The sequence below is a fragment of the uncultured Rhodoblastus sp. genome (assembly GCF_903903185.1).
Classification (GTDB): domain Bacteria; phylum Pseudomonadota; class Alphaproteobacteria; order Rhizobiales; family Beijerinckiaceae; genus Rhodoblastus.
The window spans coordinates 1-23,694 of sequence record NZ_CAIUXT010000201.1 but is presented as its reverse complement, the minus strand read 5'-3'; the positions used below and the strand labels follow the sequence as shown (position 1 = coordinate 23,694).

The 23,694-nt window shown below is 63.6% G+C and carries 19 protein-coding genes; 9 read left to right on the top strand and 10 right to left on the bottom strand.

Going from position 1 to position 23,694, the window contains the following annotated elements; translation table 11 throughout:
- Nucleotides 1-821: 821 nt before the first annotated feature.
- Together QZY01_RS17800 and QZY01_RS17795 are read left to right on the top strand one after the other, a co-directional pair.
- Nucleotides 822-3,032 (top strand): hybrid sensor histidine kinase/response regulator, encoded by a 2,211-nt coding sequence (locus QZY01_RS17800; protein WP_294539878.1) that lies wholly within the window; start codon nucleotides 822-824, stop codon nucleotides 3,030-3,032.
- A gap of 440 nt (nucleotides 3,033-3,472) precedes the next feature.
- On the top strand, nucleotides 3,473-4,060 hold the full coding sequence (locus QZY01_RS17795) for a GNAT family N-acetyltransferase (protein WP_294539876.1): 588 nt from the start codon (nucleotides 3,473-3,475) through the stop codon (nucleotides 4,058-4,060).
- Nucleotides 4,061-4,812: 752 nt separating this feature from the next.
- Here QZY01_RS17795 and QZY01_RS17790 read toward each other — a convergent pair.
- From QZY01_RS17790 to QZY01_RS17780, 3 genes are all read right to left on the bottom strand, one after another.
- On the bottom strand, nucleotides 4,813-7,365 hold the full coding sequence (locus QZY01_RS17790; protein ID WP_294539874.1) for an ATP-binding protein: 2,553 nt from the start codon (nucleotides 7,363-7,365) through the stop codon (nucleotides 4,813-4,815).
- Between the two features lie 24 nt (nucleotides 7,366-7,389).
- Complete coding sequence (locus QZY01_RS17785) at nucleotides 7,390-8,274, bottom strand: transporter substrate-binding domain-containing protein (RefSeq protein ID WP_294539873.1); 885 nt, start codon at nucleotides 8,272-8,274, stop codon at nucleotides 7,390-7,392.
- Between the two features lie 229 nt (nucleotides 8,275-8,503).
- The gene (locus QZY01_RS17780) at nucleotides 8,504-9,415 is read right to left on the bottom strand and encodes a transglutaminase family protein (protein ID WP_294539872.1); all 912 of its coding nucleotides are present in this window, start codon (nucleotides 9,413-9,415) and stop codon (nucleotides 8,504-8,506) included.
- A 143-nt stretch (nucleotides 9,416-9,558) separates the two neighbouring features.
- Between QZY01_RS17780 and QZY01_RS17775 the strand changes: the two genes are divergently transcribed.
- Nucleotides 9,559-9,921 (top strand): cupin domain-containing protein, encoded by a 363-nt coding sequence (locus tag QZY01_RS17775; protein WP_294539870.1) that lies wholly within the window; start codon nucleotides 9,559-9,561, stop codon nucleotides 9,919-9,921.
- Between the two features lie 88 nt (nucleotides 9,922-10,009).
- Nucleotides 10,010-10,906, top strand: a complete 897-nt coding sequence (locus QZY01_RS17770; protein ID WP_294539868.1) for a radical SAM protein — start codon at nucleotides 10,010-10,012, stop codon at nucleotides 10,904-10,906.
- A gap of 7 nt (nucleotides 10,907-10,913) precedes the next feature.
- Here QZY01_RS17770 and QZY01_RS17765 read toward each other — a convergent pair whose 3' ends face one another.
- Both QZY01_RS17765 and QZY01_RS17760 read right to left on the bottom strand, forming a co-directional pair.
- Entirely contained in the window at nucleotides 10,914-14,081 is a 3,168-nt protein-coding gene (locus QZY01_RS17765; RefSeq protein WP_294539866.1) for a multidrug efflux RND transporter permease subunit, read from the bottom strand.
- A 4-nt stretch (nucleotides 14,082-14,085) separates the two neighbouring features.
- Nucleotides 14,086-15,228 (bottom strand): efflux RND transporter periplasmic adaptor subunit, encoded by a 1,143-nt coding sequence (locus QZY01_RS17760; protein ID WP_294539864.1) that lies wholly within the window; start codon nucleotides 15,226-15,228, stop codon nucleotides 14,086-14,088.
- A gap of 253 nt (nucleotides 15,229-15,481) precedes the next feature.
- Between QZY01_RS17760 and QZY01_RS17755 the strand changes: the two genes are divergently transcribed.
- The 3 genes from QZY01_RS17755 (at nucleotide 15,482) to QZY01_RS17745 (ending at nucleotide 17,545) form a co-directional block, all read left to right on the top strand.
- Complete coding sequence (locus tag QZY01_RS17755; RefSeq protein ID WP_294539862.1) at nucleotides 15,482-16,228, top strand: sigma-70 family RNA polymerase sigma factor; 747 nt, start codon at nucleotides 15,482-15,484, stop codon at nucleotides 16,226-16,228.
- Complete coding sequence (locus QZY01_RS17750) at nucleotides 16,225-16,884, top strand: ChrR family anti-sigma-E factor (RefSeq protein WP_294539860.1); 660 nt, start codon at nucleotides 16,225-16,227, stop codon at nucleotides 16,882-16,884. The genes QZY01_RS17755 and QZY01_RS17750 overlap by 4 nt, the downstream gene beginning before the upstream one ends.
- Before the next feature lie 337 nt (nucleotides 16,885-17,221).
- On the top strand, nucleotides 17,222-17,545 hold the full coding sequence (locus QZY01_RS17745) for a hypothetical protein (RefSeq protein ID WP_294539858.1): 324 nt from the start codon (nucleotides 17,222-17,224) through the stop codon (nucleotides 17,543-17,545).
- A gap of 56 nt (nucleotides 17,546-17,601) precedes the next feature.
- Here QZY01_RS17745 and QZY01_RS17740 read toward each other — a convergent pair whose 3' ends face one another.
- The 4 genes from QZY01_RS17740 to QZY01_RS17725 are packed head-to-tail and all read right to left on the bottom strand — an operon-like array spanning nucleotide 17,602 to nucleotide 21,504.
- The gene (locus tag QZY01_RS17740) at nucleotides 17,602-17,997 is read right to left on the bottom strand and encodes a DUF2177 family protein (RefSeq protein ID WP_294539856.1); all 396 of its coding nucleotides are present in this window, start codon (nucleotides 17,995-17,997) and stop codon (nucleotides 17,602-17,604) included.
- Nucleotides 17,994-19,241, bottom strand: coding sequence for a cyclopropane-fatty-acyl-phospholipid synthase family protein (locus QZY01_RS17735; RefSeq protein ID WP_294539854.1), 1,248 nt, complete (start codon nucleotides 19,239-19,241; stop codon nucleotides 17,994-17,996). The genes QZY01_RS17740 and QZY01_RS17735 overlap by 4 nt, the downstream gene beginning before the upstream one ends.
- Nucleotides 19,238-20,134: a DUF1365 family protein gene (locus tag QZY01_RS17730; protein ID WP_294539852.1), complete on the bottom strand. Its 897-nt coding sequence runs from the start codon at nucleotides 20,132-20,134 to the stop codon at nucleotides 19,238-19,240. The genes QZY01_RS17735 and QZY01_RS17730 overlap by 4 nt, the downstream gene beginning before the upstream one ends.
- Nucleotides 20,131-21,504 (bottom strand): FAD-dependent oxidoreductase, encoded by a 1,374-nt coding sequence (locus tag QZY01_RS17725; RefSeq protein WP_294539850.1) that lies wholly within the window; start codon nucleotides 21,502-21,504, stop codon nucleotides 20,131-20,133. The genes QZY01_RS17730 and QZY01_RS17725 overlap by 4 nt, the downstream gene beginning before the upstream one ends.
- Before the next feature lie 136 nt (nucleotides 21,505-21,640).
- On the opposite strand from QZY01_RS17725, the gene QZY01_RS17720 reads away from it, so the two are divergent.
- A complete protein-coding gene (locus QZY01_RS17720; RefSeq protein WP_294539848.1) occupies nucleotides 21,641-22,456 on the top strand; it encodes a DUF1295 domain-containing protein in 816 nt (271 codons plus the stop codon).
- Nucleotides 22,457-22,550: 94 nt separating this feature from the next.
- Nucleotides 22,551-22,985 (top strand): four-helix bundle copper-binding protein, encoded by a 435-nt coding sequence (locus tag QZY01_RS17715; RefSeq protein ID WP_294539846.1) that lies wholly within the window; start codon nucleotides 22,551-22,553, stop codon nucleotides 22,983-22,985.
- Between the two features lie 111 nt (nucleotides 22,986-23,096).
- Here the strand turns inward: QZY01_RS17715 and QZY01_RS17710 are convergent, their stop codons facing one another.
- Nucleotides 23,097-23,447, bottom strand: coding sequence for a copper-binding protein (locus QZY01_RS17710; RefSeq protein ID WP_294539844.1), 351 nt, complete (start codon nucleotides 23,445-23,447; stop codon nucleotides 23,097-23,099).
- Nucleotides 23,448-23,694: the final 247 nt, after the last annotated feature.

Genomic DNA, 23,694 nt, shown 5'->3' with positions numbered 1-23,694 from the left:
CGCAGCAATTCGCCGATTCAGGCCGCAAATTTGCGGCTTTGCCGAAGTGCCGGGCTGGCCATGAAGGTCAGGCCCGGCTTGCTCGTTCCCGGCTGCTGAACGGGTCAAAGTTGCCGCCGGGCGTTGAATTTGCCCGGAAGGGCGGCATGAGCGGCGTGATCCCGAGCGCAGCCCCCACTGGCGCGCAGCGCCCGATTGCGTGACGAGGGCCGATCCGACGCATGGCGGCGGGCGCTTGCCGGCAGGGAAAACGGGCGCCTCCCGCGCGGCGAGCGGGCCTCTGTCTACCGCCGGCGCGCTGCAGCAAGCTCGCCTCGTCCGGTCGATGAATTGGCGCCGTTTATTTTCTGGAGCGCGCACCCGCCGCTCGTTCGACAGGACGGGCAAGCCTTCGACTGAGGCCATATCGCTCCTCATCCCGTTCACGCGAATTTCCAGATTCGGAGCTAAAGCCCGGCCTTTCGCCAAAGCCCGGCCATTCGCGCCAGCCGGCGGCGAACAAGGCGCCGCTGAAACAAAAAAGCCGGCATAAGCTGGAAAGGCTGGAAATCGATAAATAATTCAATAATATAGAGGTCAGTCGTGTTATTCGGGCGATGCGCGGCCTTCCACTCTGCCACGCGATGCGCGGGCGTCAACCGGGGCGCATTGTCGCGCGGGTCTTGGCGCCGGTATCTTGCCCCCGGTATCTTGGCCGGGCGACGGGTCGCAACGACGCAGACATGGTCCGGGCCGAAGGCAAGGCTTGCGGCTCGAAAAAATTCAGCCACAGGATGCAGACTTCGAGCCATCGGAGCTGACATCAGGAGAACGAATGTCAGATGGATCGCCCTCGCGCCTCGATATTTTACCTGACGGCGCTTGCGGCCTCGCTTCTGCCTGCTCTGCTTTCCGGCTATCTGGTCTGGCAGGTCCGGACGACGGATTACGCGACCGGCCGCACGACGGCGCTCAATATGGCGAAACTCATCGCCAGCAATTTCGAGAACACCTTCGATCAGGTCGATGCTCAGCTCGTGTCGATCGGGCGGCTATATGTCGAGGGCATTGACGGCGGCCAAGATAAAAAATCGCTGCTGGCCAGCCACGTGGAACGGGATATCGCTGACTATCCTTTCCTCGCACGCCTCTATATCGCGGATGCGGCCGGACGGATCCGGGTCGGCGGCGGCACGTTCAAAGGGGGGCTACAGGGGGCGGAAATATCGGAGCGTCCCTATTTCACGCGGGCGGCCGAAGGCGAACGCGGATTGATTTTCGAAGGCCCGCTGAAGGCCAAATTCGGCGATGGGTGGATCGTCGTCCTGTCGAGAAGGCTGGAGAACAAGAACGGCGAGTTCGTTGGCGTCGCGGTCGCCAGCATCCCGGTGGAGTCGTTCGAACAGCGGCTCTCGACGGTCGATCTCTTCCTCCATGGAGTCCTTGTCTTCAGGAACGCCAAAGGTGTGCTGATTGCGCGCTATTCCCTGGACCCCTCCGAGCGCAGCCCGACCGGCGACGGGGTGATTTCCGCGAAGCTGAAGGCCATTCTGCAGGCGAATCCCGCACGGGACCACGACTTTTACGAGACGATTGCGCCGCAAGACGGGGTCGAGCGGCTTTACGCCTATCAAAGGCTCAGCCGCGCTCCGTTTTTCATGTTGGTCGGGCAGCCGACGGACGTTCTCGATCGATCCTGGCGGCCGCTGGCATTCGAATTCTTGCTGTTTTCGCTCGGGACGATCCTCGCTTCGCTATGGATCGCCCGTCGTCTTCATACCTCGGCCGTATCGCTGATCGAGGAAAAGGGACTTCTGGCGCGGCGCGTCGCGGAACGGACGAAGGAACTTGAACTGAAGAATCGCGACCTCGTCGCCAGCGAGGCGCTGGCCGAAGCCGCCAACAAGGCCAAGTCCGAATTCCTCGCGACCATGAGCCATGAAATCCGCACGCCTCTGAACGCCATCATGGGAACGACCCAGTTGCTTGCGCGCAGCGCGCTGGACGCAGAGCAAAAGGAATGTGTCCGGACCCTCGATTCGGCGGGACAGAACATGCTCGTCCTGCTCAGCGACGTGCTGGACCTGTCCAAGATCGAAGCGGGACAGCTCGAACTGAACATTTCCGCGTTCGATCTCCGCGAGGTCGTCGAGAATGTCGCGGACACGTTTGCGGCGCCGGCGAAAAGCAAGGGCCTGGCCCTGCGGGTCGATCTGCCGCCCGGCGAGCTCCCCGCGCTTGTCGGCGACGTCATGAGACTGGGGCAGGTGCTGAACAATTTCGTGGGAAATGCGATCAAGTTCACCTCGCAGGGCGCCGTCGTCATCTCGGTGGAGACGCTCGAACGCTCAGACGGAGCGCTTCGCCTCCGATTCGCGGTGCGCGACTCCGGGATCGGCATTGCCCCGGAGAATCTCGGAAAACTGTTCGAATCTTTCGTTCAGGCCGAGAGATCGACCTATCGCGAGTTTGGCGGGACCGGGCTCGGACTGGCCATCAGCAAACGGCTCATCGAGTTGATGGGCGGCGAGGTCGGCGTGACCAGCGTTCTGGGTCGGGGCAGCGAGTTCTGGTTCGTCGTTCCGTTCAAGGTCGCGCCGCCGGCTGAGGCGCCGAACCCGCGCACGGCGGTACGCCTGCCCGAAAAACAACTTTTCGGGGTTCGCATCCTGATCGTGGACGATATCGTGACCAACCGGGACATCGTAACCAAGCTGCTGACGTCGGAAGGCGCGATTTGCGAAGCGGTCGAGAATGGCCGCGCCGCGGTCGAACGGCTCCGCGCGAATCCGCAAGGGTTCGATCTCGTGTTGATGGACGTCCAGATGCCGGAAATGGATGGCCTTGAGGCGACGCGGGCGATCCGCCACGATCTCGGGCTCAGCGAGTTGCCGGTGATCGCGCTCACGGCGGGCGCGATGGAAAGTCAGCGCCAGCAGGCCATGGCGGCGGGGATGAACAGTTTCATCGCCAAGCCGTTCCGACTCAGAGAAATGGTTGCGACACTGACGCCCTGGCTTCGTCACGAGACGGTTTCGCCGGAACGCCATTAACGCCAGTCGCCGCGATCTGAATTGAAAAATATCGCGCGACGCCGGTCTCGACCCGGCGTCCGCGCGCCGACGGCGCAATGGCTTTGCAATCTGGCAAGGTTTCCTTTGCGTAAGGCGAGTCGCCTGGATGCGGCATTGCATTTTGGGAAATTTCCGCGGCCGAAGGAAGCGGAACCTGCCTGAACAACAAGCTAATTCATTGATAATTAATGACATTCATGTTAGTTGGCCCATGACTTGCTGCAACAGCGAGAAGACGGGTTTTCGAGTCGCCTTATCCCGCGCAGGTCGCTTTTCGGAGCAACCGAAAAATTGATTTCGCAGTGCAAAATCAGGGCTCAAAATTTCGCTGCGGTGCAATATATACAGGTAGTGGAGAAACGTTCGGGAGGCAGAGTTCAACAGCGGCGTCGCGCCGCGGAAAGACAGGGAATATCTTCATGGAACATTCAATGATCCATGGCGGCGTCATCCGCAGATTATGGCCGGCCGATCTTCCCGCCTTTCGGGAGCATCTGCTCCGACTCGACACTCAAAGCCGGTTCGACCGCTTTGCGATGGCGGTCAATGACGCCTTTCTAATTCGCTACGCGGAACGTTGTTTCGGCATAGACGACGTCATCTATGGTTATTATGTCGATGGGACGATGCGTGGCGCCGGCGAATTGCGGGCGGTGGGCAACAACATCATCGGCGGTTCGGTCGAAGCGGCGTTCAGCGTCGAACTGGCCTGGAGGCGTCGCGGCGTCGGCACGGAGTTGATGGACCGCATCGTGCGGGCGGCCCGCAACCGTCGCGCCGACGGGCTCTACATGTCGTGCCTTGCGCGCAATGTCGCCATGCAGGCGCTGGCGCGCAAGTTCGAGGCCGACCTGCTTTTCGAGACCGACGACCTGACCGGCCGGTTTGTGGCGCGCGGACCCTCTGCCGCCTCGTTCTGGGGCGAATTCGCCGATAATGCGACGAGTTTCGCCACGGCCATGCTGGACTTGCAGACCCGGGTGTTCTCCCTCCAGCCCCGCGCTTAGAGCAATGTGCGAAAAAGTGGACGCCGGTTTTTCGCAAAAACATCGCGAAAACAAATAAATATGGAGTCGATCGCGATTCAGCCGAATCGCAATCGACTCCAGGAAATTCCCCGTCCGCTCCGGCGGCCTTGCCTCAAAACTCGAACGTGGCGCGCCGGGAACAACGGCGCGCCGTTTTTTTGCTTCAACCGCTCGTCGGAGCGGTTGTGGCGACAGAACCGGGCTTCCGATGACGCGATTCGCGCGACGGCAAGAATCGGCCGCAGGCGAATTGCGTTTTGGCGGACCCGCCGTTGTCGCGCATGGCCGTCAGACAGTGCTCCGCAGCCGCGCTTTCGATCGCTCTCACCCGGACGGCCGGGATAGGTCGCGCCTTTTTAGTCCGGACGATGAGCTTTTCAGGCCGAGCGGCCTGTCCGGCGAGACCGGCCCTGAGCCCCGGAACCAGCAAAAACCGAAAAATCCGTCGATTTCTTTCGCGCTTGGCCAACGCCTCCCGTCGCGCCCCGATTGACCAACCCCGATGCGACTCAACCCCGAGAAAGCAGAGGAGCGCGAAACGACGTCGCGATTTTCATTGAGCAAGCCGGGCGCGGTGCGCGGGATTTGGTAGATTTCAATCTAACTATATGATTTTTAGATAGTTTATCTTAAACGCCGTCGGCGGAAGATGCGGCATGCAAAGCCTTCGGCGCAACCGATCGCATCGTGCGTCCCAAAAATCCGGGCGCGAATCTATCGCGATATCGCCGTCACTGCCGCGCGCGAACGAGGGCGTCGCTACCTCGGGTGGGGATCTTGCCCAATACCGCCGCCAGCTTCCTGCGGTCGACCGGTTTGGACAAATACTCGTCCATGCCCGCATTGAGACAGGCCTCGATATCGGACGGAAAAGCGCTGGCGGTCATGGCGACGATTGGCAGCGCCGCGCGCGGCGAATTCAGCGCGCGGATGCGCCTTGTGGCTTCAAGTCCATCCATCACCGGCATCTGAACATCCATGAAGACGAGGTCGTAATCGCGCGCCTCGATCATTTGCAAAGCCTGCAGGCCGTTTTCGGCAATTTCGACTCGATGCCCGAGGCGGCGCAACAGGCCGCCAAGAACCGCCTGGTTGGCCGGCGTGTCCTCGACGATCAGGATGACGAGGGGCGGCAGGGCGGGGGCGCAGGCCGGAGAGCCGTCCTTTGGCGGCTTCGTCGCGGGATCTTCGGCGTCGAGGGTCCGGGCGATTCGGCCCGGCGTCAGCGCGCCCGCGACGGCGAATGCGAAAGCGGCCTCATTGGCCGAGTCATGAATTCCGAAGACAAACAGGGTCTTGCCGTTTTCCCTGAGCGTTCGGACCGAGGCCGCGCCCGCCTGTTCGGCCTCGACGAAGACGATCTCCGCCGCCGACGGATCGACCGATTCGAACCCGCATTGCGCGAGGACGTGTTCGGCGCAAGCACGCCCGCGTTCGGGGGCGCAGATCAAGGCGGCCTTCCGGCATTGGGTCGCGGGCGCCGCCGGGGCGCCGGCGCCTACGGGCGTCTCGAACCAGAACAGGCTGCCGCCTCCTTCCGGGCTCTCGAAATCGATCTGGCCGCCCATCGCCTCGACCATGCGCTTGCAGATCGCCAGTCCGAGGCCGGCGCCACCGTATTTGCGGGTGATGGACGCATCGACCTGGCCGAACACCTGGAACAATCGATCGCGATTGTTCGCCGCGACGCCTATGCCGGTGTCATGGACCTCGAACCGCAAACGCTCATGGGAAAGGGCGGCCAGCCGGATCAGAACCCGGCCGCTTTCGGTGAACTTGATCGCATTGCCAACGAGATTGAGCAGGATCTGGCGCAGGCGCGTCGGGTCGCCCAGGCAAGTTCCGGAAAGGTCGCCACCCAGGTCCATCTCCATGCGCAGGCCCTTGCCGGTCGCGATGGGCTCCAGAATGTCCAGAACATTCTCGACGATCGTCACCGGGGAAAACACGCGCCGTTCGATTTCGATTCGCCCCGCTTCGAGTTTGGAAAAGTCGAGTATGTCGTCGATCAGGCTGAGCAGCGCCTTGCCCGACTGGTTGATGGTATGGACGTAATGTTTCTGTTCACCCGTCAGCGTCGTGTCTTCGAGCAGCGAGATCATGCCGATCACGCCATTCATCGGCGTGCGGATTTCATGGCTCATCGTCGCCAGAAATTCCGATTTGGCGCGGCTTCCTTCCTCCGCGCGCAGCAGGCTGGCCTTCCGGTCGCGGGCCATGGTCTCGAGCTGCTCGCCTTTTTCCAGCAACTCCCGCTCCACTTCCTCGCGGCGGGCTATCTCGCGCAGCAAGGAGTCGTTGCGGTTCTGTAGCTCGAACCGGCGCCGGTTCGATTCCGCCACCGACGCCTGAAGCGCCTCGGCTTTGCGGCGCATGCGCTGAAACAGGATCGCCGCCAGCAGGACGAGCGGCGGAAAAATGCTGGCGGTGTAAAGAACGAGATTCGAGGCGATATGGCCATAGGCGGCCTTTTGCGACATCAGCGTGATCAGTTCGATCCCCGAATCCGCAATGGGTGTGCGCACCGAGAGCCAGACCTCTTTCTCGCCGGGCGCGGGGTGCGGCTCGACAATTCCCGGCGCCTGCCGCAAGCCGGCGGCCAGCGCGTCCGCGAAGGTTTGCGGCACGTTCCCGCCGGTGGGAAGGGGGCGTCCGTCCGAGGTCAAGAGAACCTCGAAAAAGCCGGAACCGGCGTCGGCCTGGATCAGATAACGCGACAACTGCGCCATCGGCGCCTGCGCGGCGATCCATCCGGCGGGACGGCCGCGAAAGAACACCGGCGCGCGCGACGTCAGAACGCCATCCGCCATGTTGAGGACGACTTCGGCGCTTTCCGGCGCGGACTTTGGCCCTGGCTGGGGAGTATCGGCGGCGGTCGCGGCTTCCGCCAGCACGGCGCCGGTTTCATCGAAAAGCGTTACGCGATCGAAAACGGCCTGGCCGCGAATCGTGATTTGCCCAAGCCTGATCCGGAAGGCTTCGGCGATGGCGTCGAGGTTGGCGCCGAGCCCATAGCGCTGCGACATGCCCAACGCCTTGTTGGCGTTGTACCCGGCAATAGGCGGGAGTTCGGCGAAGGCGCTGGCGTCCTCGCGCAAGAGCGTGAAAAAGTCGCCGACCGCCGCCGCGCGCCGTTCGCTTTCGAGCAACAGGCGCACGTCGGCCGCCGACCGGAGCTGGCGCTCGGAATTAAAGCCGATCCAAAGCAATGCCGCAGCGTAAAGGCAGAAGGCGATCGCGCCGATCAGCGGCCAACCGACATTTCGCCGGATCGACTTTCGCATTTTGCATTTCGCCTTTCGCGATTCCTAATTTGCAAAAAAGTCCGGAAGATATTTGCGAATGCCGGGATAATATTTGTCCACCAGGGCGTCATAGGAGCCGTCCGCCCTGATCTTGCGGAGGTAGTCGTCAAAGGCGTCGCGCAACCTGCCGCCGGATTGGCGGAAGGCGGCGGCCAGCTTCTGCTCTTCGGAAATTGGACCGATCACTTTGATTTTGCCCGCCCATTTTTGCAGGTCGAGCAGCGCGTCTGGCACGTCGAGCAGGGTGAATTCGGCGTCTCCGTTCAACAGGGCGGGGACCATTTCGTTCAGATTGGTGTTTTTGGTAAAGGCGCGAAGGTCGATTCCCTTGCCTTTGAGCCCGTAATTGGCGGGGTCGAGGCAGGTTTTTTCCATGACGAGGAGGCTTTTGCCGCCGATCAGCGCCTTGGTTTCGTCGATATCGCTGGCGAGCGAGCCGCTTTCCTTGATCGGCGAATAGGGCGCGTCGGCGCGGGCGACGAGCCAGACCTGCGAAGGGAAGGTCGGCTTGGAGTAGAGAACGGCCTTTTCGCGCCAGCCCAGCATGGTGAAGCCGGTCGCGATAATGTCGCCACGGATCGGAAAGTCGCCTTCGAGCGTCACTTCGTCGCCGTGACGCACGACGTTCTTGCCCAGCAGATCGCGCATGACCGAATAGAAATCGGTCTGCACGAATTTGTAAGCCACGCCCAGATCCTTGGCGAAACCCCGAGCCAGTTCAACATCGAAGCCGTCGCCGGCGCCGGTGACGAAATTGGCGTAATGAATCCCGAGGTGCCGCAGTTCGCCGCGCGCCCGAATTTCGTCGAGATCGTCTGCTCTCGCCGGCGCCGTCAAAATCGCGGCGGCGAGCAATGCCGAGGCGACGAAGAATTTGCTGATCGACATTTCTAGAAAACCTCGCATTGATCGCCCGCCGAAAGGCGGCGCCGCCGTCCGGGCCGCCAAACTCAGGACATGGTCCGTCCTCGTGGCTTGCACGCAAAATTTTTGCATTTTGCAAAACCACTCCCTTTACTAACAAGAAGCGTGCCTGAAGGTTTGTTCGCTCGAATCGACTGGAAAGAGGATGTTCCGCTCTGTTGTCTTCAAGCTTGTCCACAACACGAATAGACGACTAAACCGCAACACGCGCGGTGCGTTTCTCGATTGGCGCGGCGGTTACCGCGACGCAGACGTTGAGACCAAGGGAATCATCGGCGGCGCCGACAAAACCGCCGGAGATCGGGAGCGCTTGCCCTGCGGTGCGCGTGACGCCGACGCGAACGAGATTGGCGCCGGCGACGAGCCCATTGGTCGGATCATATTCCGTCCAGCCCGCCCCGGGCAGGTAAACACTGCACCAGGCATGGGTGCTGCCGCCGCCCTGGGTCGTCCCCGTGCTGTCGTCGTAAAGATATCCGGTGACGAAACGCGCGGCGAGGCCGAGGCTGCGCAGGGCTTCCATCATCAGCACCGCGAAATCGCGGCACGTCCCCGACCGGAGGTTCAGCGTCTCGACGGGGGTCTGCGTGCCTTCCTCGTGCCGCGCCCCATAGCGGAAATCGGCCTTGATCGCATGGGTCATCGCCGCCAGCATTTTCAATGTGTCTGTCGGTCCCTCGGTCGCGAGGAAGCGACGCGCCCAGATCTCCACCAGCCCGTCCGGATCGGGCGACTGGCGCTCGACGAGACCGGCAAGTTCCGGGATCTCTTCCGCCGCATAGGCAAAGGGGAAAAGTTCGGCCCAGGGCTCCAGCGTGCAGGCAGGCAAGGTCGCGCCGGCGGGATGATGCGTCAGGTCGAGCGTCGAGACGATGCGCAGATGCTGCGTGCGCAACGTTTCGGGCCATTCGAGAAAGCAGATCGAGTTGTTGAAAACATCATGTTTCCAGAGAATTCTGGCGGGCGCCGGATCGACGTTCAGCTTCGCGCGATGCAGGCGCAGATCATGGCTGTCGTCCGGCCGGATCATCATGCGGTGCCGGGTCAGTGCCACCGGGTTGCGGTAGGCATATTCGGTGGTGTGGACGATGCGGATGCGTGGCATTTATCTTCCTCCCCACCGCGGGCGCTGCTGGCGGCGCGAACGGATGGGTTGTTCCGGTCGGTTTTTATCCTATCACAACAAAAGCCGGATTCGTGTCGCAAGGCGTCAGGGTGGTTTCCGGCGCGACGACCGGGAGAATGTCGATGAGTCATTCTGGCGATATTCTGGCGGGCAATCTCTTCGCCGGACTTGAGCAGGAACGCGACGCGGAGGAAGTTTGCGTGCTCGCGAACCTGTCCGGCGCGCGGATCGAGCGCATCGTCTCGACCGGACAGGCGAGCCCGCCGGGTTTCTGGTACGATCAGGACGCGACCGAATGGGTTTTTCTGGTCGCGGGTTCGGCGGGTCTGCTGTTCGAGGGCGACGCGGAGCCGAAAGTGCTGGCCCCGGGCGATTACGTCGAAATCCCCGCGCATCGCCGCCATCGGGTCGCCTGGACCGATCCGGACCGGGCGACCGTCTGGCTTGCGGTGCATCTGGCGCCGGCAGGTTACGCGCCGAAATGACAGGTCCCTCGCCGGTTAAAAATTTCGTCCGTCGCCGCCTTTGCGCTAAACTACGAAGCGTTTTCACTACAGGACAGGCCGCCCGCGCATGACCATCGCCCCGATCCGTTATGTCGAACCCGTTTATCGTCCGCCAAGCGAGGCGGAATCGCTGATTCTGCCGGTGACCGACGGCTGCTCCTGGAACAAGTGTACGTTCTGCGAAATGTACACGGCGCCGCAGAAGCGCTTCCGTCCGCGCGGCGAGGAAGAGGTCTTCGACAGCATCCGGCGCTGCGGCGAGCAAATGGGCCAGAGCGTGCGTCGCGTTTTCTTGTCCGACGGCGACGCGATGACGCTTTCGGTGCGCCGTCTCGCCGCCATTCTCGAAGCCATCCGCCGCGACCTGCCCGGCGTAAGGCGGGTGTCGAGCTATTGCCTGCCGCGCAATCTGCGCAAGAAAACCGCCGCCGAATTGCGCGAACTGGCCGAGCTTGGGCTGTCGCTGGTCTATGTCGGCGCGGAATCGGGCGACGACGAAGTGCTGGCGGCGGTGGACAAGGGCGAGACCTTCGAGAGCAGCCGCGAGGCGCTGGAAAAACTGGGCGAGGCCGGGATCAAGCGCTCGGTGATGATTTTGAACGGCCTCGGCGGCCGCGCCCTGTCGCGCCAGCATGCCTTGAATTCGGCGGCGCTGATGAACGCCACACAGCCCGAATTTCTTTCGACGCTGGTGGTCAGCTTTCCACAAGGCGAGACGCGCTTCCTCGAAAAATTCCCCGGCTGGGAGCCGCTCGACGTGCCGGGCCTGATGCAGGAAATGGAACTGTTGCTTTCGGCGCTGGAACTGGAAAGGACGGTGTTTCGCAGCGACCACGCCTCGAACTGGCTGGTTCTAAGAGGGACGCTCGGGGCGGACAAGCCGCGATTGTTGCGGGAATTGCGCGCCGCCATCGCGGCGCCCGAGGCAGCCCCGCTGCGGCCGGCCTGGGCGCGCGGGCTTTAGAACCTGTTCATTCGGCGGGCGCGCCGCGCTCGGGCTTATCGGGATCGCCCTTGGGCTTCGGACGCGCGCCGGGCCGAAGCTTTTCGCGGATCGCCTGGAAGGTGACATAAAGCGGCGGGATGGCGAAAATGCCGATGAAAGACGCCAGAATCATGCCGCCGAACACGGGGGTGCCGACATTGCGCCGCGCCAGTTGCGAGGCGCCGGTGGCGACGACGAGCGGATAAAGCCCGAGGATGAAGGCGAAAGAGGTCATCATCACCGGCCGGAAGCGCAACCGCGCGCCCTCCGCCGCCGCCTCCAGCAGCGGAACGCCCTGTTCGCGTTTCTCCTTGGCGAATTCCACGATCAGAATCCCGTTCTTGGCGGCGAGGCCGATCAGCACGACCATGCCGATCTGGGCATAGAGATCGAGCGTCAGGCCCGCCAGCGCGATTGCCGCGTAGGAGCCGAGCACGCCGATGGCGACCGACAGCAGGACCGGAACCGGGATCGACCAGCTTTCGTAAAGCGCGACGAGGAACAGATAGGCGAACAGCAGCGCGAATCCGAGAATGATCGCGGTCTTGCCTTCCGCCTTCTTCTCCTGAAAAGCGGTGTCGGTCCATTCTCCGGCATAGCCCGGCGGCAGGGTGCGCGCCGCCACCGCCGCCATGGCGTTGAGCGCCTGTCCGGAGGAAACGCCGGGGGCGGGCGCGCCCTGGATCGTCACCGCGCGCAGGTTATTGTAGCGGATCAGCGCCGAGGGGCCGACGACGACCTTGGTCTCGACGAGGCTGCGCAGCGGGATCATCGCGCCATCCTTGCTGCGCACATTGATGCGGTAGATGTCGTCCAGTCTTGCGCGGTCGGCGGCCTCGGCCTGCACCTGCACCTGCCAGGTGCGTCCATAGAGGTTCATGTTGTTGACGAAATAGCCGCCGAGCGACGCCTGCAGGGCCTGGAACACATTGCTCAGGCCGACGCCGAGGATTTGCGCCTTTTCGCGGTCGATATCGAGGAAGATCGAGGGGTTGGTCGCGGAAAACGTGCTGAACACGCGGGCGAGCTGCGGGTCCTGGTTGGCCGCGACGAGCAGGCCGCGCAGGGCCTGCGCCATGGCCTTGCTGTCGCCGCCGCGCAGATCCTCCAGCACATAGGTGAATCCTCCCCCCGTGCCGAGCCCGATGACCGGCGGCGGCGCCAGCGGCAGCACATTGGCGCCCTGAATCTGCCGGAATTTTTCACCGACCCGCGCGATGACCTGCTTGGCGCCGAGCGAAGCCGCCTTGCGATGTTCGAATTCCTTGAGCGTGACGACGATGAAGGCGGCGTTGGGCTCGGAATAGGAATCGATGAAATTGAGGCCGACGACGGAGGTGACGTCCTCGACCGCGGGCTCGTCCTTGAGGATCGCCTCGGCTTGCGCGATGGCGTCGGTGGTGCGCGCCACCGAAGCGCCGCCCGGCAATTGCACGATGACGAAAAAAGCGCCCTGGTCGTCCTCCGGCAAAAACCCCGTAGGGGTGATTTTCGACAGGCCGACGATGCCGAGCATGGCGACGCCGACCATGACGAGGCCGATGACGGCGATGCGCACGAGACGGGCGACAACGGCGCCATAGGAATCGCGCACCTTGTCGATTCCGTTCATGACCCAGCCGATCGGGCCTTTCCTCGGGCCGTGATGGGGCTTGAGCAGGATGCTGCACAGGGCCGGCGACAGGGTCAGGGCGTTGATCGCCGACAACAGCATGGCGACCGCCACCGTCACCGCGAATTGGCGGAACAATTCGCCGGAAATGCCGGGAATGAAGGCGACCGGCACGAACACCGAGAGCAAGACGAGGGTGATGGCGATGATCGGCGCGGTGATTTCGGCCATCGCCTTCTTGGTCGCCTCGGCGGGCGTCAGTTCGGGATGTTCCTCCATCACGCGCTCGACATTCTCGACCACGACGATGGCGTCGTCGACGACGATGCCGATGGCCAGCACGATGGCCAGCAGCGACACCGTATTGGCCGAATAGCCGACGGCGAGCAAGGCGACGAACGTGCCGATCAGGCTGACCGGCACCGCCAGAGTCGGGATCAACGTGGCGCGCAAACTCCCCAGAAACAGAAAGACCACGAGAACCACGAGGACAAACGCCTCGATCAGCGTCTTCTGCACCTCATGGATGGTGTCGGTGACGAACAAGGTCGGGTCGTAGACCACCTTCCATTCGAGATCGTCGGGAAAGCGCTGCTGCGCCTCGGCCATCCGCCGGCGCACTTCTTCGAACGTCGAGATGGCATTGGCGCCCGGCGACTGGAAGATCGCCACCACCGAGGCCGGCCCGCCGTTGAACCTTGTGTCGCGGTCGAGATTGGCGGCGCCGAGCTCCAGCCGCGCCACGTCGCCAAGCCGCAACATCGAGCCGTCGGGATTGGAGCGGATGATGATCTCTTCGAATTCCTTGACCGTGTGGAGGCGGCCCGTCGTCTGGATGTTGAGCTGCAATTGCTGATCGTTGGAGGCCGGGCGCGCGCCGATGCGGCCGACCGCCGCCTGCACGTTCTGCGCCTTGATGGCGTCGATGATGTCGCCGGTGGTCAGGCCGAGGCCGGTCAGCCGGTCGGTGCGCACCCAGGCGCGCATGGCGTAATCCTGTGGGCCCCACAGCGAGGCGTCGCCGACGCCGGGCGTGCTCTTGATCCGGTCGATGAGGTTGATGGTGGCGTAATTCGACAGGAACAGAGGATCATGCGTGCCCTTGGGGGCAAAGACCGCGATGACGCCGAGCAGGGCGGAGGACTTGTTCTTCACCGTCACGCCCTGGCGCTGCACGTCGGGCGGCAGGCTGGCCATGGCGGTCTGGACGCGATTGTTGATATTGACGGTGTTGATGTCGGGGTTCGTGCCCAGTTCGAACGAGGCGGTGAGCGTGTAGGAGCCGTCGTCGCCGCTGACGCTCTTCATGTAGATCATCTTGTCGACGCCGACCACCTGCGCCTCGATCGGCTGGGCGATCGATTCCTCGACGACCTTGGCGTTGGCGCCGGGATAGAAGGTGGTGACGGAAACCTGCGGCGGCACAATGTCGGGATATTGGGCGATCGGAATCGCCAGCAGCGCCAGCACGCCGGCGATGGTGGTGACGATGGCGATGACGATCGCCAGCCGGGGCCGGTCGACGAAAAGCGCGGAGAACATGTTGTCAGTCTCCCACCAGCGTCTGCGGCAAGGGATTGGCGCGCACCGCGACGCCGGGGCGCACGCCCTGCAGGCCCTGCACGATCACCTGTTCGCCGCCGGAAAGTCCCTGTTCGATGACGACGCCGGCGCCGATCTCGGCGCCCACCGTGACGCGCCGGACCGCAGCCTTGCCGTCCTCGACGATGAAGACATAGACGCCTTCCTGATCGGCGATGATCGACGCCTGCGGGACGATTACTTTTTCTTCGGGCCGGTCGCTTTCCAGATTGACGCGCACCAGCTGGCCGTCGACGAGAATTTCGTCCGGATTGGGGAACGTGGCGCGCACCAGCACGGTGTCGGTCTTGCGGTCCACGGTGACATCGATGAAATCGACGGTTCCAGACTGGTCATAGGCCTGGCCGTCGGAGAAACGCAGCTGGACCTTGACCGTCTCCCGCTTTCCGCCGTTTTCTCCGGACTTGGCTGCTCCGGACTTGGCGCGCAAAAATTCGCGCTGGCTGACCGGGAAGGCGACCCGCATCGGGTCCTGGCTGACGATCGTGGTCAGGACGCCGCTGTCCGGCCCGACGACATTGCCTTTGGTGACATTGGTCTTGCCGACTTTTCCGGCAATCGGGGCGATGATGTCGGTATAGCGCAGGTTGATCTGCGCGGTCTCCAGATTGGCCAGATCGGCGGTCAGCGAGCCCTGCGACTGTTCGTCCGCCGCGCGCGCCTTGTCGCGCGCCACCACCGTGCCGCTGCCCTTGTTCATCAATTCCTGGGCGCGCTTCAGATCGATTTCCGCCAGGGTTTTCGCCGCCTTGTCGCGCTCCAGCGCGCCGCGCGCCTGTTCGACCGCCGCCTTGAACTGGTCCTTTTCGATGCTATAGAGCGGCGCGCCCTGCTTGACGTCTTCGCCTTCCCTGAAATTGACCGATTCGAGAAAGCCGGTGACGCGCGCCCGGATCTCGACCCGCTCGATGGCCTCGACGCGCCCGACGAATTCGGCGGTTTTCGCGATGGGGGCGCGTTTGGCGAGGACAATGCCGACGGGGAAGGCGGGCTGCGCCTGCTGCTGGGTGGCCGGCGCCTGCTTCTGGGCGACAGCGGGAACGGCGAGACCGCCGAAAACCAGAGCGGCGAGAATCGAGATGCGCACCGAAATCCCCCCCACCTCCAAATCTTGTCATAACCTTCCATGCTTTGCCGGCTGTTGTCCAGCATCACAAAGCCCAAGCCCGCGCTGCGGCTCTATATGGGATCCGCCGCAAGCGCTCCGACAAAGCCGGAGGGCTGCGAGGCGCCCGGCGCCCCGAGCCAATTCGCACCCTCGCTCGATGGGTGAACCGTCGATCGCTTTCCTTCGTAAAAATCAGGCGCGCTATGAGGGCCGCTTGAAAGGAAGGGAGCGCATGACCATAGCTTTCGCCGTTTCGTCGATCGGTCCCGCCGGGGTTCCGCTGGACCCCGAGGCGCGATTCGGGCTACTCATGCCGCATCGGCGGCGCGGCGATCCTTTCGGACCATCGTTTCGCGTCGATGCGAATGAGCAAACAGGTCCGAAGGAAAGCCAAGCGCTGCGGGTGAAGGTCGATAGCGTCGAAACGGGTTCGACTCCCGAAAATCTGGCGGCATGGCTGCAGGCCGTGGCGCAAAGGCAGGATCGCGACGCCTTCGCCCGCCTGCACACCTATTTCGCGCCGCGCCTCGCCGCCTGGCTGACGCGTTCCGGCATGACCCCGGCGCAGGCGGAGGACGTCGTGCAGGAAACCATGGTCTCGGTCTGGCGCAAGGCGGGACTTTACAGTCCGGCGCTTGGCGGCGCCTCCACCTGGATTTTCGTCATCGCGCGCAACCTGCGCACCGATTACCAGCGCCGCAAGGCCAATCGCGAGCTGTCGCCGCTCGAAGACTGGGATAAAATCGACGACAGTCCGACAGCGGAGGACCTCCTGCTGACCGCCGAACGCGAGACGAAGCTGCGCAGGGCCCTGTCGCAACTGAGCCGCGAACAGGCGATGGTTCTCGAACAGGCCTATTTCGCCGAGAAGCCGCAATCGGCCATCGCGCGCGACCTCGGCGTGCCGCTTGGCACTGTCAAGTCGCGGGTGCGGCTGGCGCTGGCGCGGCTCAAAACCCTGATGGAGGAAGCGCCGTGACCGCTTTCCGGCATCCAAGCGACCAAACCCTGATGCGACTCGCCGCAGGAAATCTCGGGGCGGGACCGCGCCTTGTGGTCTCCATTCATCTCGAATCCTGTCCTCATTGCCGCGACCGGGTCAAGTTGTTCGAGGCCATGGGCGGCGCGCTGCTCGAAAACCTCCCGCCGGCCCCGGTTTCGTCGTCGCAACTGGAAAGGATTTTCCTGACTATCGACGCTGGTCCCGTCCCGCCCGAAAGACGGCGATGGCGAAAACAGGCGCCCGTCCTGCCGAATGGCTTCGCCCTGCCGGCGGCGCTTGCGGGCAGCGAGATCGGCCCGTGGCGCTTCATCAACCCCAATCTACGCTGGGCGCGCGTGCGTCTGGCCGACGCGCCCGACGAACGCGTGGTGCTGCTCAAGATCGCCGCCGGTCACAAGGCGCCGGCCCATGCCCATCGCGGGCTCGAACTGACGCAGGTGCTCTACGGTCGATTCAGCGACTCGCGAGGCCTTTACGGTCCCGGCGACCTGATCGAGGCGGACGAGGAGCTTTGCGACCACGAACCCCGGGTGACCGACGGGGGAGAATGTCTGTGCATCGCCGCGGTCGAACAGCCCCTGCTCATCAATTCCCTGATGGGGCGGATGTTTCAGCCGCTGATGGGGATTTAGCCGGTTTTCGGCGCCTGTGCCGGGCCTCCTCGCCGGGAGGCCGCCCTCATGAAATTCGTTCCCTGTGCCATGGACAGGCGCGTCTCGAACCACGGGAGCCGGGCGCCCGCATTTTTCCAAAGCTTGCAAGCCCCTTGACCCTGACGCTCCTCGTCCCGCGTGCAATGGACTATAGCGCCTCAGCCGGGTCTCTCGCGCGAAGCCGGACGTGCAAACCGGCAAAGACCGCGGGATCGGGCGCGGCAGCCGGAGACGCCCGGCCGCCGCGCGGCCAATGCGGGTTTGACCGCCGCCGAAGCGGGATGTAGCAATGAAGCGGGACGCAAGGAGCTTCGCCATGGCATTGGTCGATAACAACAGCATACTGACGGGTCTGCAAAGGGCCGCCGTCGCCTTCGCGCTGACGGTCGGCCTGATCGCGGGCGCCGCCGACGCCGCGCCCATCGCGCCGGCGTCAATCCGGTCCGGACCGATCGAAGCGCCGATCGAAAAGGCCCAGGTCGTCGTCCACCATCGCCGTCCGGCTGTCCGCCACCACCATCGCCGTCCGGTCGTCGTTCATCACCATCACCATCGTCGCCCGGTGGTCGTCCATCACCACCATCGCCGCCACCAGGTTTGCTGGTGGAGCCATGGACGACGCATCTGCCGCTGGCGCTGACCGCCCCGAGCGGTTTTTTTCGATCTTGCCCGGGCCGCTGCGCGGCCCGGTTTTTCTTACACCAGCCGTCCGGCGCCATAGCCGCCCAGCGCTGCGATTCCGGTGAGAAAAGCGCCCCAGGTCATATCGACGAGGGTCAGCGCCACCGGCCAGGACTTGAGCGTCGCCTGATTGGTCAGATCGTAGACGCCATAGCCGACGAGGCCGAGCAAAAAGCCGTTCAGCAGCGCGGTCTTCCAGTCGCCCGAGGCCAAGGCGGGATTGACCGCGAAAAACACCACGCCAAAGGCATAGAGCAGATAGAAGACGATCGCCGGCGCGAGCCGGAAGTCGGTCAGCGCCATGTCGCCCATGGCCGGACGATAGAAGGCGTCGCCCATGCGGCCGAGCCAGATGAAATCCACGCCGAGAAAAACCACGAGGGTCGCGACATAGACAGCCAGGATTTTCATGCGCTCGCTCCGGTTTTTTCAAGCAGGTAGAAGCCGACGTCGGTCGCCTTTTCGCGGAAGGCGGCTTCGCAATAGCACAGGTAATAGGTCCACAGGCGCTGGAAGCGCTCATCGAAGCCCTGCGCCGCGACCTCGTCGCGGCGCGCCTCGAAACGCCGGCGCCATTCGGCCAGGGTTTTCGCATAGGACAGGCCGAAATTCTCCACGGACACGAGGCGCAGCCCGGCGCGCTCGGCCTGTTGCGCCATCGCCGTGGGGCAGGGCAGGAAGCCGCCGGGGAAAATGTGGCGCTGGATGAAGTCCGGCCGGGCGCGGTAATCGTCGAAACGCTCGTCCTCGATGGTGATGGCCTGGATCAGCGCCCGCCCACCGGATTTGAGCACCTGCGCGATCTTGCCGAAATAGGCCGGCCAATAGGCCTCTCCCACCGCCTCGATCATCTCGATGGAGACGACGCGGTCGAACTGTCCGGACACGTCGCGATAATCCTGCAGCCGCAGATCGACTTTTTCACCGGCCTCGACGCCGGCAAGGGATTTTTGCGCGAAGGCCAGTTGCGACGGCGACAGGGTGAGGCCGGTTACGCGTCCCGCTCCCGCTTCGACGAGACGCCGCGCCAAAGCGCCCCAGCCGCAACCGATTTCGAGCACATGCTCGCCGCCGCGAATTCCGAGGCTTTCGACGATGCGCGCCAGCTTGTTCTGCTGCGCGCTTTCGAGATCCGGCGTGTCCTCATGCCAGACGGCCGAGGAATAGAGCAGGGTCGGATCGAGCCAGAGCTGGAAGAATTCATTGCCGAGGTCGTAATGGCTCATGATGTTGCTGCGGCTGCCGCGCCGGGAATTGGACTTGAAACGCAGCTGCATCCGGTTGAGCAGGCGGAAGATCGGCGAGCCCGAGACGAAGGCTCCGATATGCGGCGAATTGGCGGCGGCCAGGCGCATCAGCGCGACGAGGTCGGGACTGGTCCAGTCGCCCTCGATGAAGCCTTCGGCCAGACCGACGTCGCCGCGCGAAAACAGCCGCCGCAACGCCCGGTGATGGACGATGCGCAGCGAGGCCTCCGGCCCCGGAACCGGTCCGCGCCCTTCGCAGCTTTCTCCCGACGGCAATTGCACGACCAACCGGCCGACGTGCAGGCGGCTCAGCAGCCGCCGCAGCACATGGGCGCCGGGACTGACGAGGAACCGGCCCTTTCGCGTCCGTTCCAGTGTTCGCTGCGAGGAAGAATCGAGGCTGCTCATTCGGAAAGGCCTTTGCGGATCGCATGAGGGCTGGCGGTTTTGATGAAAGTGACAGGAGCCAGAGGCGGCGGTGGCTTGGGCCGCAGCCCGATGCCCTTGCGCCAGAGCTTGAGCGCCTCCCAATGGATGCCCCCGACCACCCGCAGGGTCAAAAGGGGCACGCTGAAGAACACCCGCAGCAGATTGGCGTCGGTCAGCTCATGGCGATGGGCGCGATAATGGGTGGTGAGCAGCAGGCCGGAAAGGTCCGACACGTCGATGGCGAGGTTGAGCCGCTCGCCGGGAACCCGCAGCCGGAAGGCGTAGTCGAGCGTCATGTTCATGAAGGGCGAGACATGGAAATCCTTCGGGCAGGCCTGCCGGATTTCGTCCTCCGGGTCGCCGTCCACCGGAATCATGTAGGCGTGGCGCTCGCCGAACGTATTGTCGACTTCCCACAGCACCGCCGCCAGCTTGCCCGACCGGGCGAAGCAATAGAACACGCTGATCGGATTGAAGGCCCAGCCCAGCAGGCGCGGCATGGTGAGCAGCCAGATCGGGCCGCCGTCGGGCTCGATTCCGGCGCCGCGCATCGAGGTCTCGATCCTTTGGCGCAGTTTAGCCGAGGATTTGGGAGGCGCCGATTTGTCGCCGCGATCGGCGCGGTAGAAGGAAAACAGGTTGAAACGGTCGAGCGAAAACAGTTTCAGCCGGGCGTCGAGCTCGTCCAGACGGTCGAGATCCAGCAGCAGCGAATAGATGCGATAGGCGAGCTTGTGCTCGCGCGGCCGCAGACGGCGATGGGTGACGGCGCCGACATAAAGTGCGGGCGCGCCGAGGGACGAGAACTCCGTGGCCTTCGTCTCCGTCGTCCCCGTGTTCTTGGCGGTCGCATTTTCGGCTATCGTCGTCATGGCGTCAGCAATTTCTCCCTCGCCGCCGTTTCCGGGGCGGGGCCGATGGAAATGCGTCCGCTCTCGTTTTCGACGCGCCAGGGACGCTTCACGCCGCCGAGCTGTTCGGCGACTGCAAGCCCCGCCTGCAAGCCGTCCTCATGAAAACCGGCGCCGAAATAGGCGCCGCAATACCAGACCCGATCCTGTCCCTGCAACGACCAAAGCAATTTCTGCGCCCGCATCGCGGCGAGGTCGAACTGCGGATGGCGATAGGTCTCGCAGCGATAGACCCTCTCTTCGCGCGGCGGGCGGGCGGGATTGAGGGTGACGAAAAGTTCCGGCGCCGCGCCGAGCGGCTGCAGGCGGTTCATCCAGTAGGTGACCGATAGCGCAGGATCGGCGCCGCCCTCCGAAAGATAATTCCAGCTTGCCCAGGCGGCCTTGCGGCGCGGCATGAAAGCGGGGTCGTCGTGCAGCCATGCCTGATTGTCGGCATAGCGGAAGGCTCCGAGAATGCGGCTTTCCGCCTCGCTCGGCTGTTCCAGCAGGGCGAGCGCGTCGTCGGCATGAGCGGCGAGGACGACCTGGTCGAAACGATCGGAGCCGCCGCGCGCATCGACGACTTCGACGCCATCGGCGCGCCGCCGGATTTGCGCGACCAGCGCGCCGCGCCGGATCTCGCCGATATCCTGAGCCAGACGCTGGACATAGGTTCGGGAGCCGCCGGGAATGGTCCGCCAGACCGGCCTTCCCAAAATTTTCAACAGGCCATGATTTTCACAGAAGCGGATGAAGGAGGCGGCCGGATAATCGCCGACGCTGGCCGCCGGAGTCGACCAGATCGCGGCGGCCATCGGATAGAGATGGTCGCGGATGAAAGCCTCGCCGTAATTTCCACGCTTCAGATAATCGTCGAGGCTCATTTCGCCGAGCGAGGCGAGGTCGCGCGGCGCCGACCGGTAAAAGCGCAACAGGTCGACGATCATCGACCAGAAGCGGGTTTTCAGAATATTGGCGGGCTGAGCGAACAGTCCGCGCAAATCCTTGCCGGCATATTCGAACCCGCCCCGGTCGAGAGAAACCGCGAAGGACATTTCGGTTTCCGCCGTCTTGACGCCGATATGGGCGAACAGTGCGGTCAGATTGGGATAGGTCGGCTCGTTATAGACGATGAAGCCGGTATCGACGGGGATTGTCCGGCCCTTGGCGGCGCCCGCTCTGGCCAATACCTCGACGGTATTCGAATGGCCACCGAGGCGCGCGTCGGCCTCATAGAGAACGACATCATGGTTAGCCGACAACAGCCAGGCGCAGGCGAGGCCGGACACGCCGGAGCCGACCACCGCAATTTTCTGGCGGAGCGGGCCCGGGGGAGAAAAACGGTCCATCCAATCCTCTTGATGAAAAGCGTCGAATAGCTGTTACGTTGCCGCTGCGGCAATGGTTCACCACCCGCCGCCTTCGACGGTTGCAATCCAAAGCGTCGCCGCTTGCGTTGAAGCAATACATCATCGGAATCGCGTCATGTCTATTCCCGCCATGTCTGTTCTTGTCCCCTTTACCGCTGTTTTCATGGTTTTGGCGATGAGCCTCGCCTGGGCCGTGCGCCTCAGGACCGGAAACAGCGGCTGGATCGACGCCATCTGGTCGGCCGCCACCGGCCTCGCGAGCCTTGCCGCGATTTTTTTCCCGTCTTCCGAAACGCCTTTCGGGCGAAAACTTCTGGCGGCGACGCTCGTCCTGATCTGGTCGGGACGGCTTGCGACCCATATCGTCGCGCGCACGCGCGGCGGCGGCGACGATCCGCGCTATGCGGCGCTGGCGCGCGAATGGGGTGCGGATTTCCGCAGGCAATTGTTCATTTTTTTGCAGATTCAGGCGGCGGCGGCCCTGCCGCTGATCGTGGCGGTCGCCATCGCGGCGAGGGCGCCGCAGGCTTTTCCCGCCGCGACCGACGTCGCGGGCGCGCTCCTCGCCATCGGCGCGCTGTTCGGCGAAGGGCTCGCCGACGCCCAGTTGACGCGATTCCGCCGCACGGCGTCGCGGGGAAGCATCTGCGACATCGGACTCTGGGCCCATTCGCGCCATCCGAATTATTTTTTCGAATTTCTGTTCTGGTGCGCCTGGCCGCTGATCGCTCTCGATTTCTCGGGCGCCTATCCGTTGGGCCTGATCGCGTTTGCAGCGCCGGCGCTGATCTATGTCCTGCTGGTCCATGTCAGCGGCGTGCCGCCGCTGGAGCGCCACATGCAGGCCTCGCGCGGCGCGGCTTTCGAGGACTATTGTCGAAGGGTCAATGTGTTCTTCCCTGGGCCGGCGCGCGAGACAAAAATTTTATAGGCGTCGAAGACAGGAGTGGATTATGCTGGGAGCAATGCCGGCGGCCGCGGGACCGAACCCTTCCGCCGGGATGGACCGACAAGGAACCCGCTTCATGGAACGCCGTGCATTCCTCGCCGCCGCCGGCGCCGCCGCGTTGCTCTCGACGACCGACGCCCGCGCGCAAACCGGCGAAATGCGCATGGGAACGATGCATCCGCCAAAATACAAGGCTCTCCAGGAATTGTCCGGCCATTGCGTCGGCACAGCCAACGACTGCCTGCGCCATTGCATCGGGATGCTGGCGATGAACGATCATTCGATGACGGGATGCATCAACACCGCCTATCAGGTCGTCGTCGCCTGCGGCGCGCTTCAGGCGCTCGCTGCAGTCAATTCGCGCCAGACGCCGGCTTTCGCGAAGGCCACTGCCGAAATCTGCGCCGCCTGCCAGCGGGAATGTGAAAAATATCCCGAAGTCGCCGAGTGCAAGGCCTGCGCCGAATCCTGCAAGGCCTGCGGCGACGAATGCCGCAAGATCGGCGCATGATTCTTAGCCGAAGCAAAGCGGATGAGGGTTCTGGCGAGCCGAAGTCCGTCCCTCCGAATGAAATGCGCGCGCGGGCGCGCCGTCGGGTCGGCTCGCCCGCGCGCGACAAGCCTATCCGCCGGAATCGCGTTTCCTGATCGCGAGAATCGTCAGCGTCTTGCCGTCGACGTCGAACTCGACCCTGTCGCCGGCCTTCAGTCCTTCGAGGACCTTGGGCGGACGCGCCTGATATGCCATTTCCATGGCGCTCATCAGGCCCGGAATTTCCTCGTGGTCGATGCTGACCTCGCCGGCGCCTGCGTCAATTCCCGTGATCGCGCCGACGCCATGAAAGATTTTCGGGAGCGAGGCCTGCGGGCTCTTGTCAGCCTGCGCCAGCGCCGGCAATCCGGATGCGGCGATGAAAAGCAGCGAAAGCCCGAGAAAAGCCCGGCGTCCCGAGGGACGAATCATCCATTCCATGCGTCGGATCCCTTGCCGCGAATTGCAAAATCCAGCCGCGAACCCCATCGCACGAAGCCGGGCCTGTCGGCAACCTCGACGCAGGCCTCACGCCAGTTTGGGGGGCTAGAGCAGTCCCCGCTTGGCGTGAATCGGAATGATTTGGGGGATTCCCTTGGGCGTGGAAATGGGCGAATCTTGGTTTCCCTCTGAATCGGGAGGCGCAGGATGTCGCGAGGCTATTCCTTTGATCTGCGTGAGCGTGTGA

What these genes read in the sequence shown, in the direction of transcription:
- QZY01_RS17755 (WP_294539862.1), top strand. Translation starts at nt 15,482, where the DNA reads ATGACCATAGCTTTCGCCGTTTCGTCGATCGGTCCCGCCGGGGTTCCG.
- QZY01_RS17710 (WP_294539844.1), bottom strand. Translation starts at nt 23,447, where the DNA reads ATGGAATGGATGATTCGTCCCTCGGGACGCCGGGCTTTTCTCGGGCTT.
- QZY01_RS17790 (WP_294539874.1), bottom strand. Translation starts at nt 7,365, where the DNA reads ATGCGAAAGTCGATCCGGCGAAATGTCGGTTGGCCGCTGATCGGCGCG.
- QZY01_RS17740 (WP_294539856.1), bottom strand. Translation starts at nt 17,997, where the DNA reads ATGAAAATCCTGGCTGTCTATGTCGCGACCCTCGTGGTTTTTCTCGGC.
- QZY01_RS17720 (WP_294539848.1), top strand. Translation starts at nt 21,641, where the DNA reads ATGTCTATTCCCGCCATGTCTGTTCTTGTCCCCTTTACCGCTGTTTTC.
- QZY01_RS17725 (WP_294539850.1), bottom strand. Translation starts at nt 21,504, where the DNA reads ATGGACCGTTTTTCTCCCCCGGGCCCGCTCCGCCAGAAAATTGCGGTG.
- QZY01_RS17785 (WP_294539873.1), bottom strand. Translation starts at nt 8,274, where the DNA reads ATGTCGATCAGCAAATTCTTCGTCGCCTCGGCATTGCTCGCCGCCGCG.
- QZY01_RS17745 (WP_294539858.1), top strand. Translation starts at nt 17,222, where the DNA reads ATGGCATTGGTCGATAACAACAGCATACTGACGGGTCTGCAAAGGGCC.
- QZY01_RS17780 (WP_294539872.1), bottom strand. Translation starts at nt 9,415, where the DNA reads ATGCCACGCATCCGCATCGTCCACACCACCGAATATGCCTACCGCAAC.
- QZY01_RS17715 (WP_294539846.1), top strand. Translation starts at nt 22,551, where the DNA reads ATGGAACGCCGTGCATTCCTCGCCGCCGCCGGCGCCGCCGCGTTGCTC.
- QZY01_RS17795 (WP_294539876.1), top strand. Translation starts at nt 3,473, where the DNA reads ATGGAACATTCAATGATCCATGGCGGCGTCATCCGCAGATTATGGCCG.
- QZY01_RS17730 (WP_294539852.1), bottom strand. Translation starts at nt 20,134, where the DNA reads ATGACGACGATAGCCGAAAATGCGACCGCCAAGAACACGGGGACGACG.
- QZY01_RS17800 (WP_294539878.1), top strand. Translation starts at nt 822, where the DNA reads ATGGATCGCCCTCGCGCCTCGATATTTTACCTGACGGCGCTTGCGGCC.
- QZY01_RS17775 (WP_294539870.1), top strand. Translation starts at nt 9,559, where the DNA reads ATGAGTCATTCTGGCGATATTCTGGCGGGCAATCTCTTCGCCGGACTT.
- QZY01_RS17735 (WP_294539854.1), bottom strand. Translation starts at nt 19,241, where the DNA reads ATGAGCAGCCTCGATTCTTCCTCGCAGCGAACACTGGAACGGACGCGA.
- QZY01_RS17765 (WP_294539866.1), bottom strand. Translation starts at nt 14,081, where the DNA reads ATGTTCTCCGCGCTTTTCGTCGACCGGCCCCGGCTGGCGATCGTCATC.
- QZY01_RS17770 (WP_294539868.1), top strand. Translation starts at nt 10,010, where the DNA reads ATGACCATCGCCCCGATCCGTTATGTCGAACCCGTTTATCGTCCGCCA.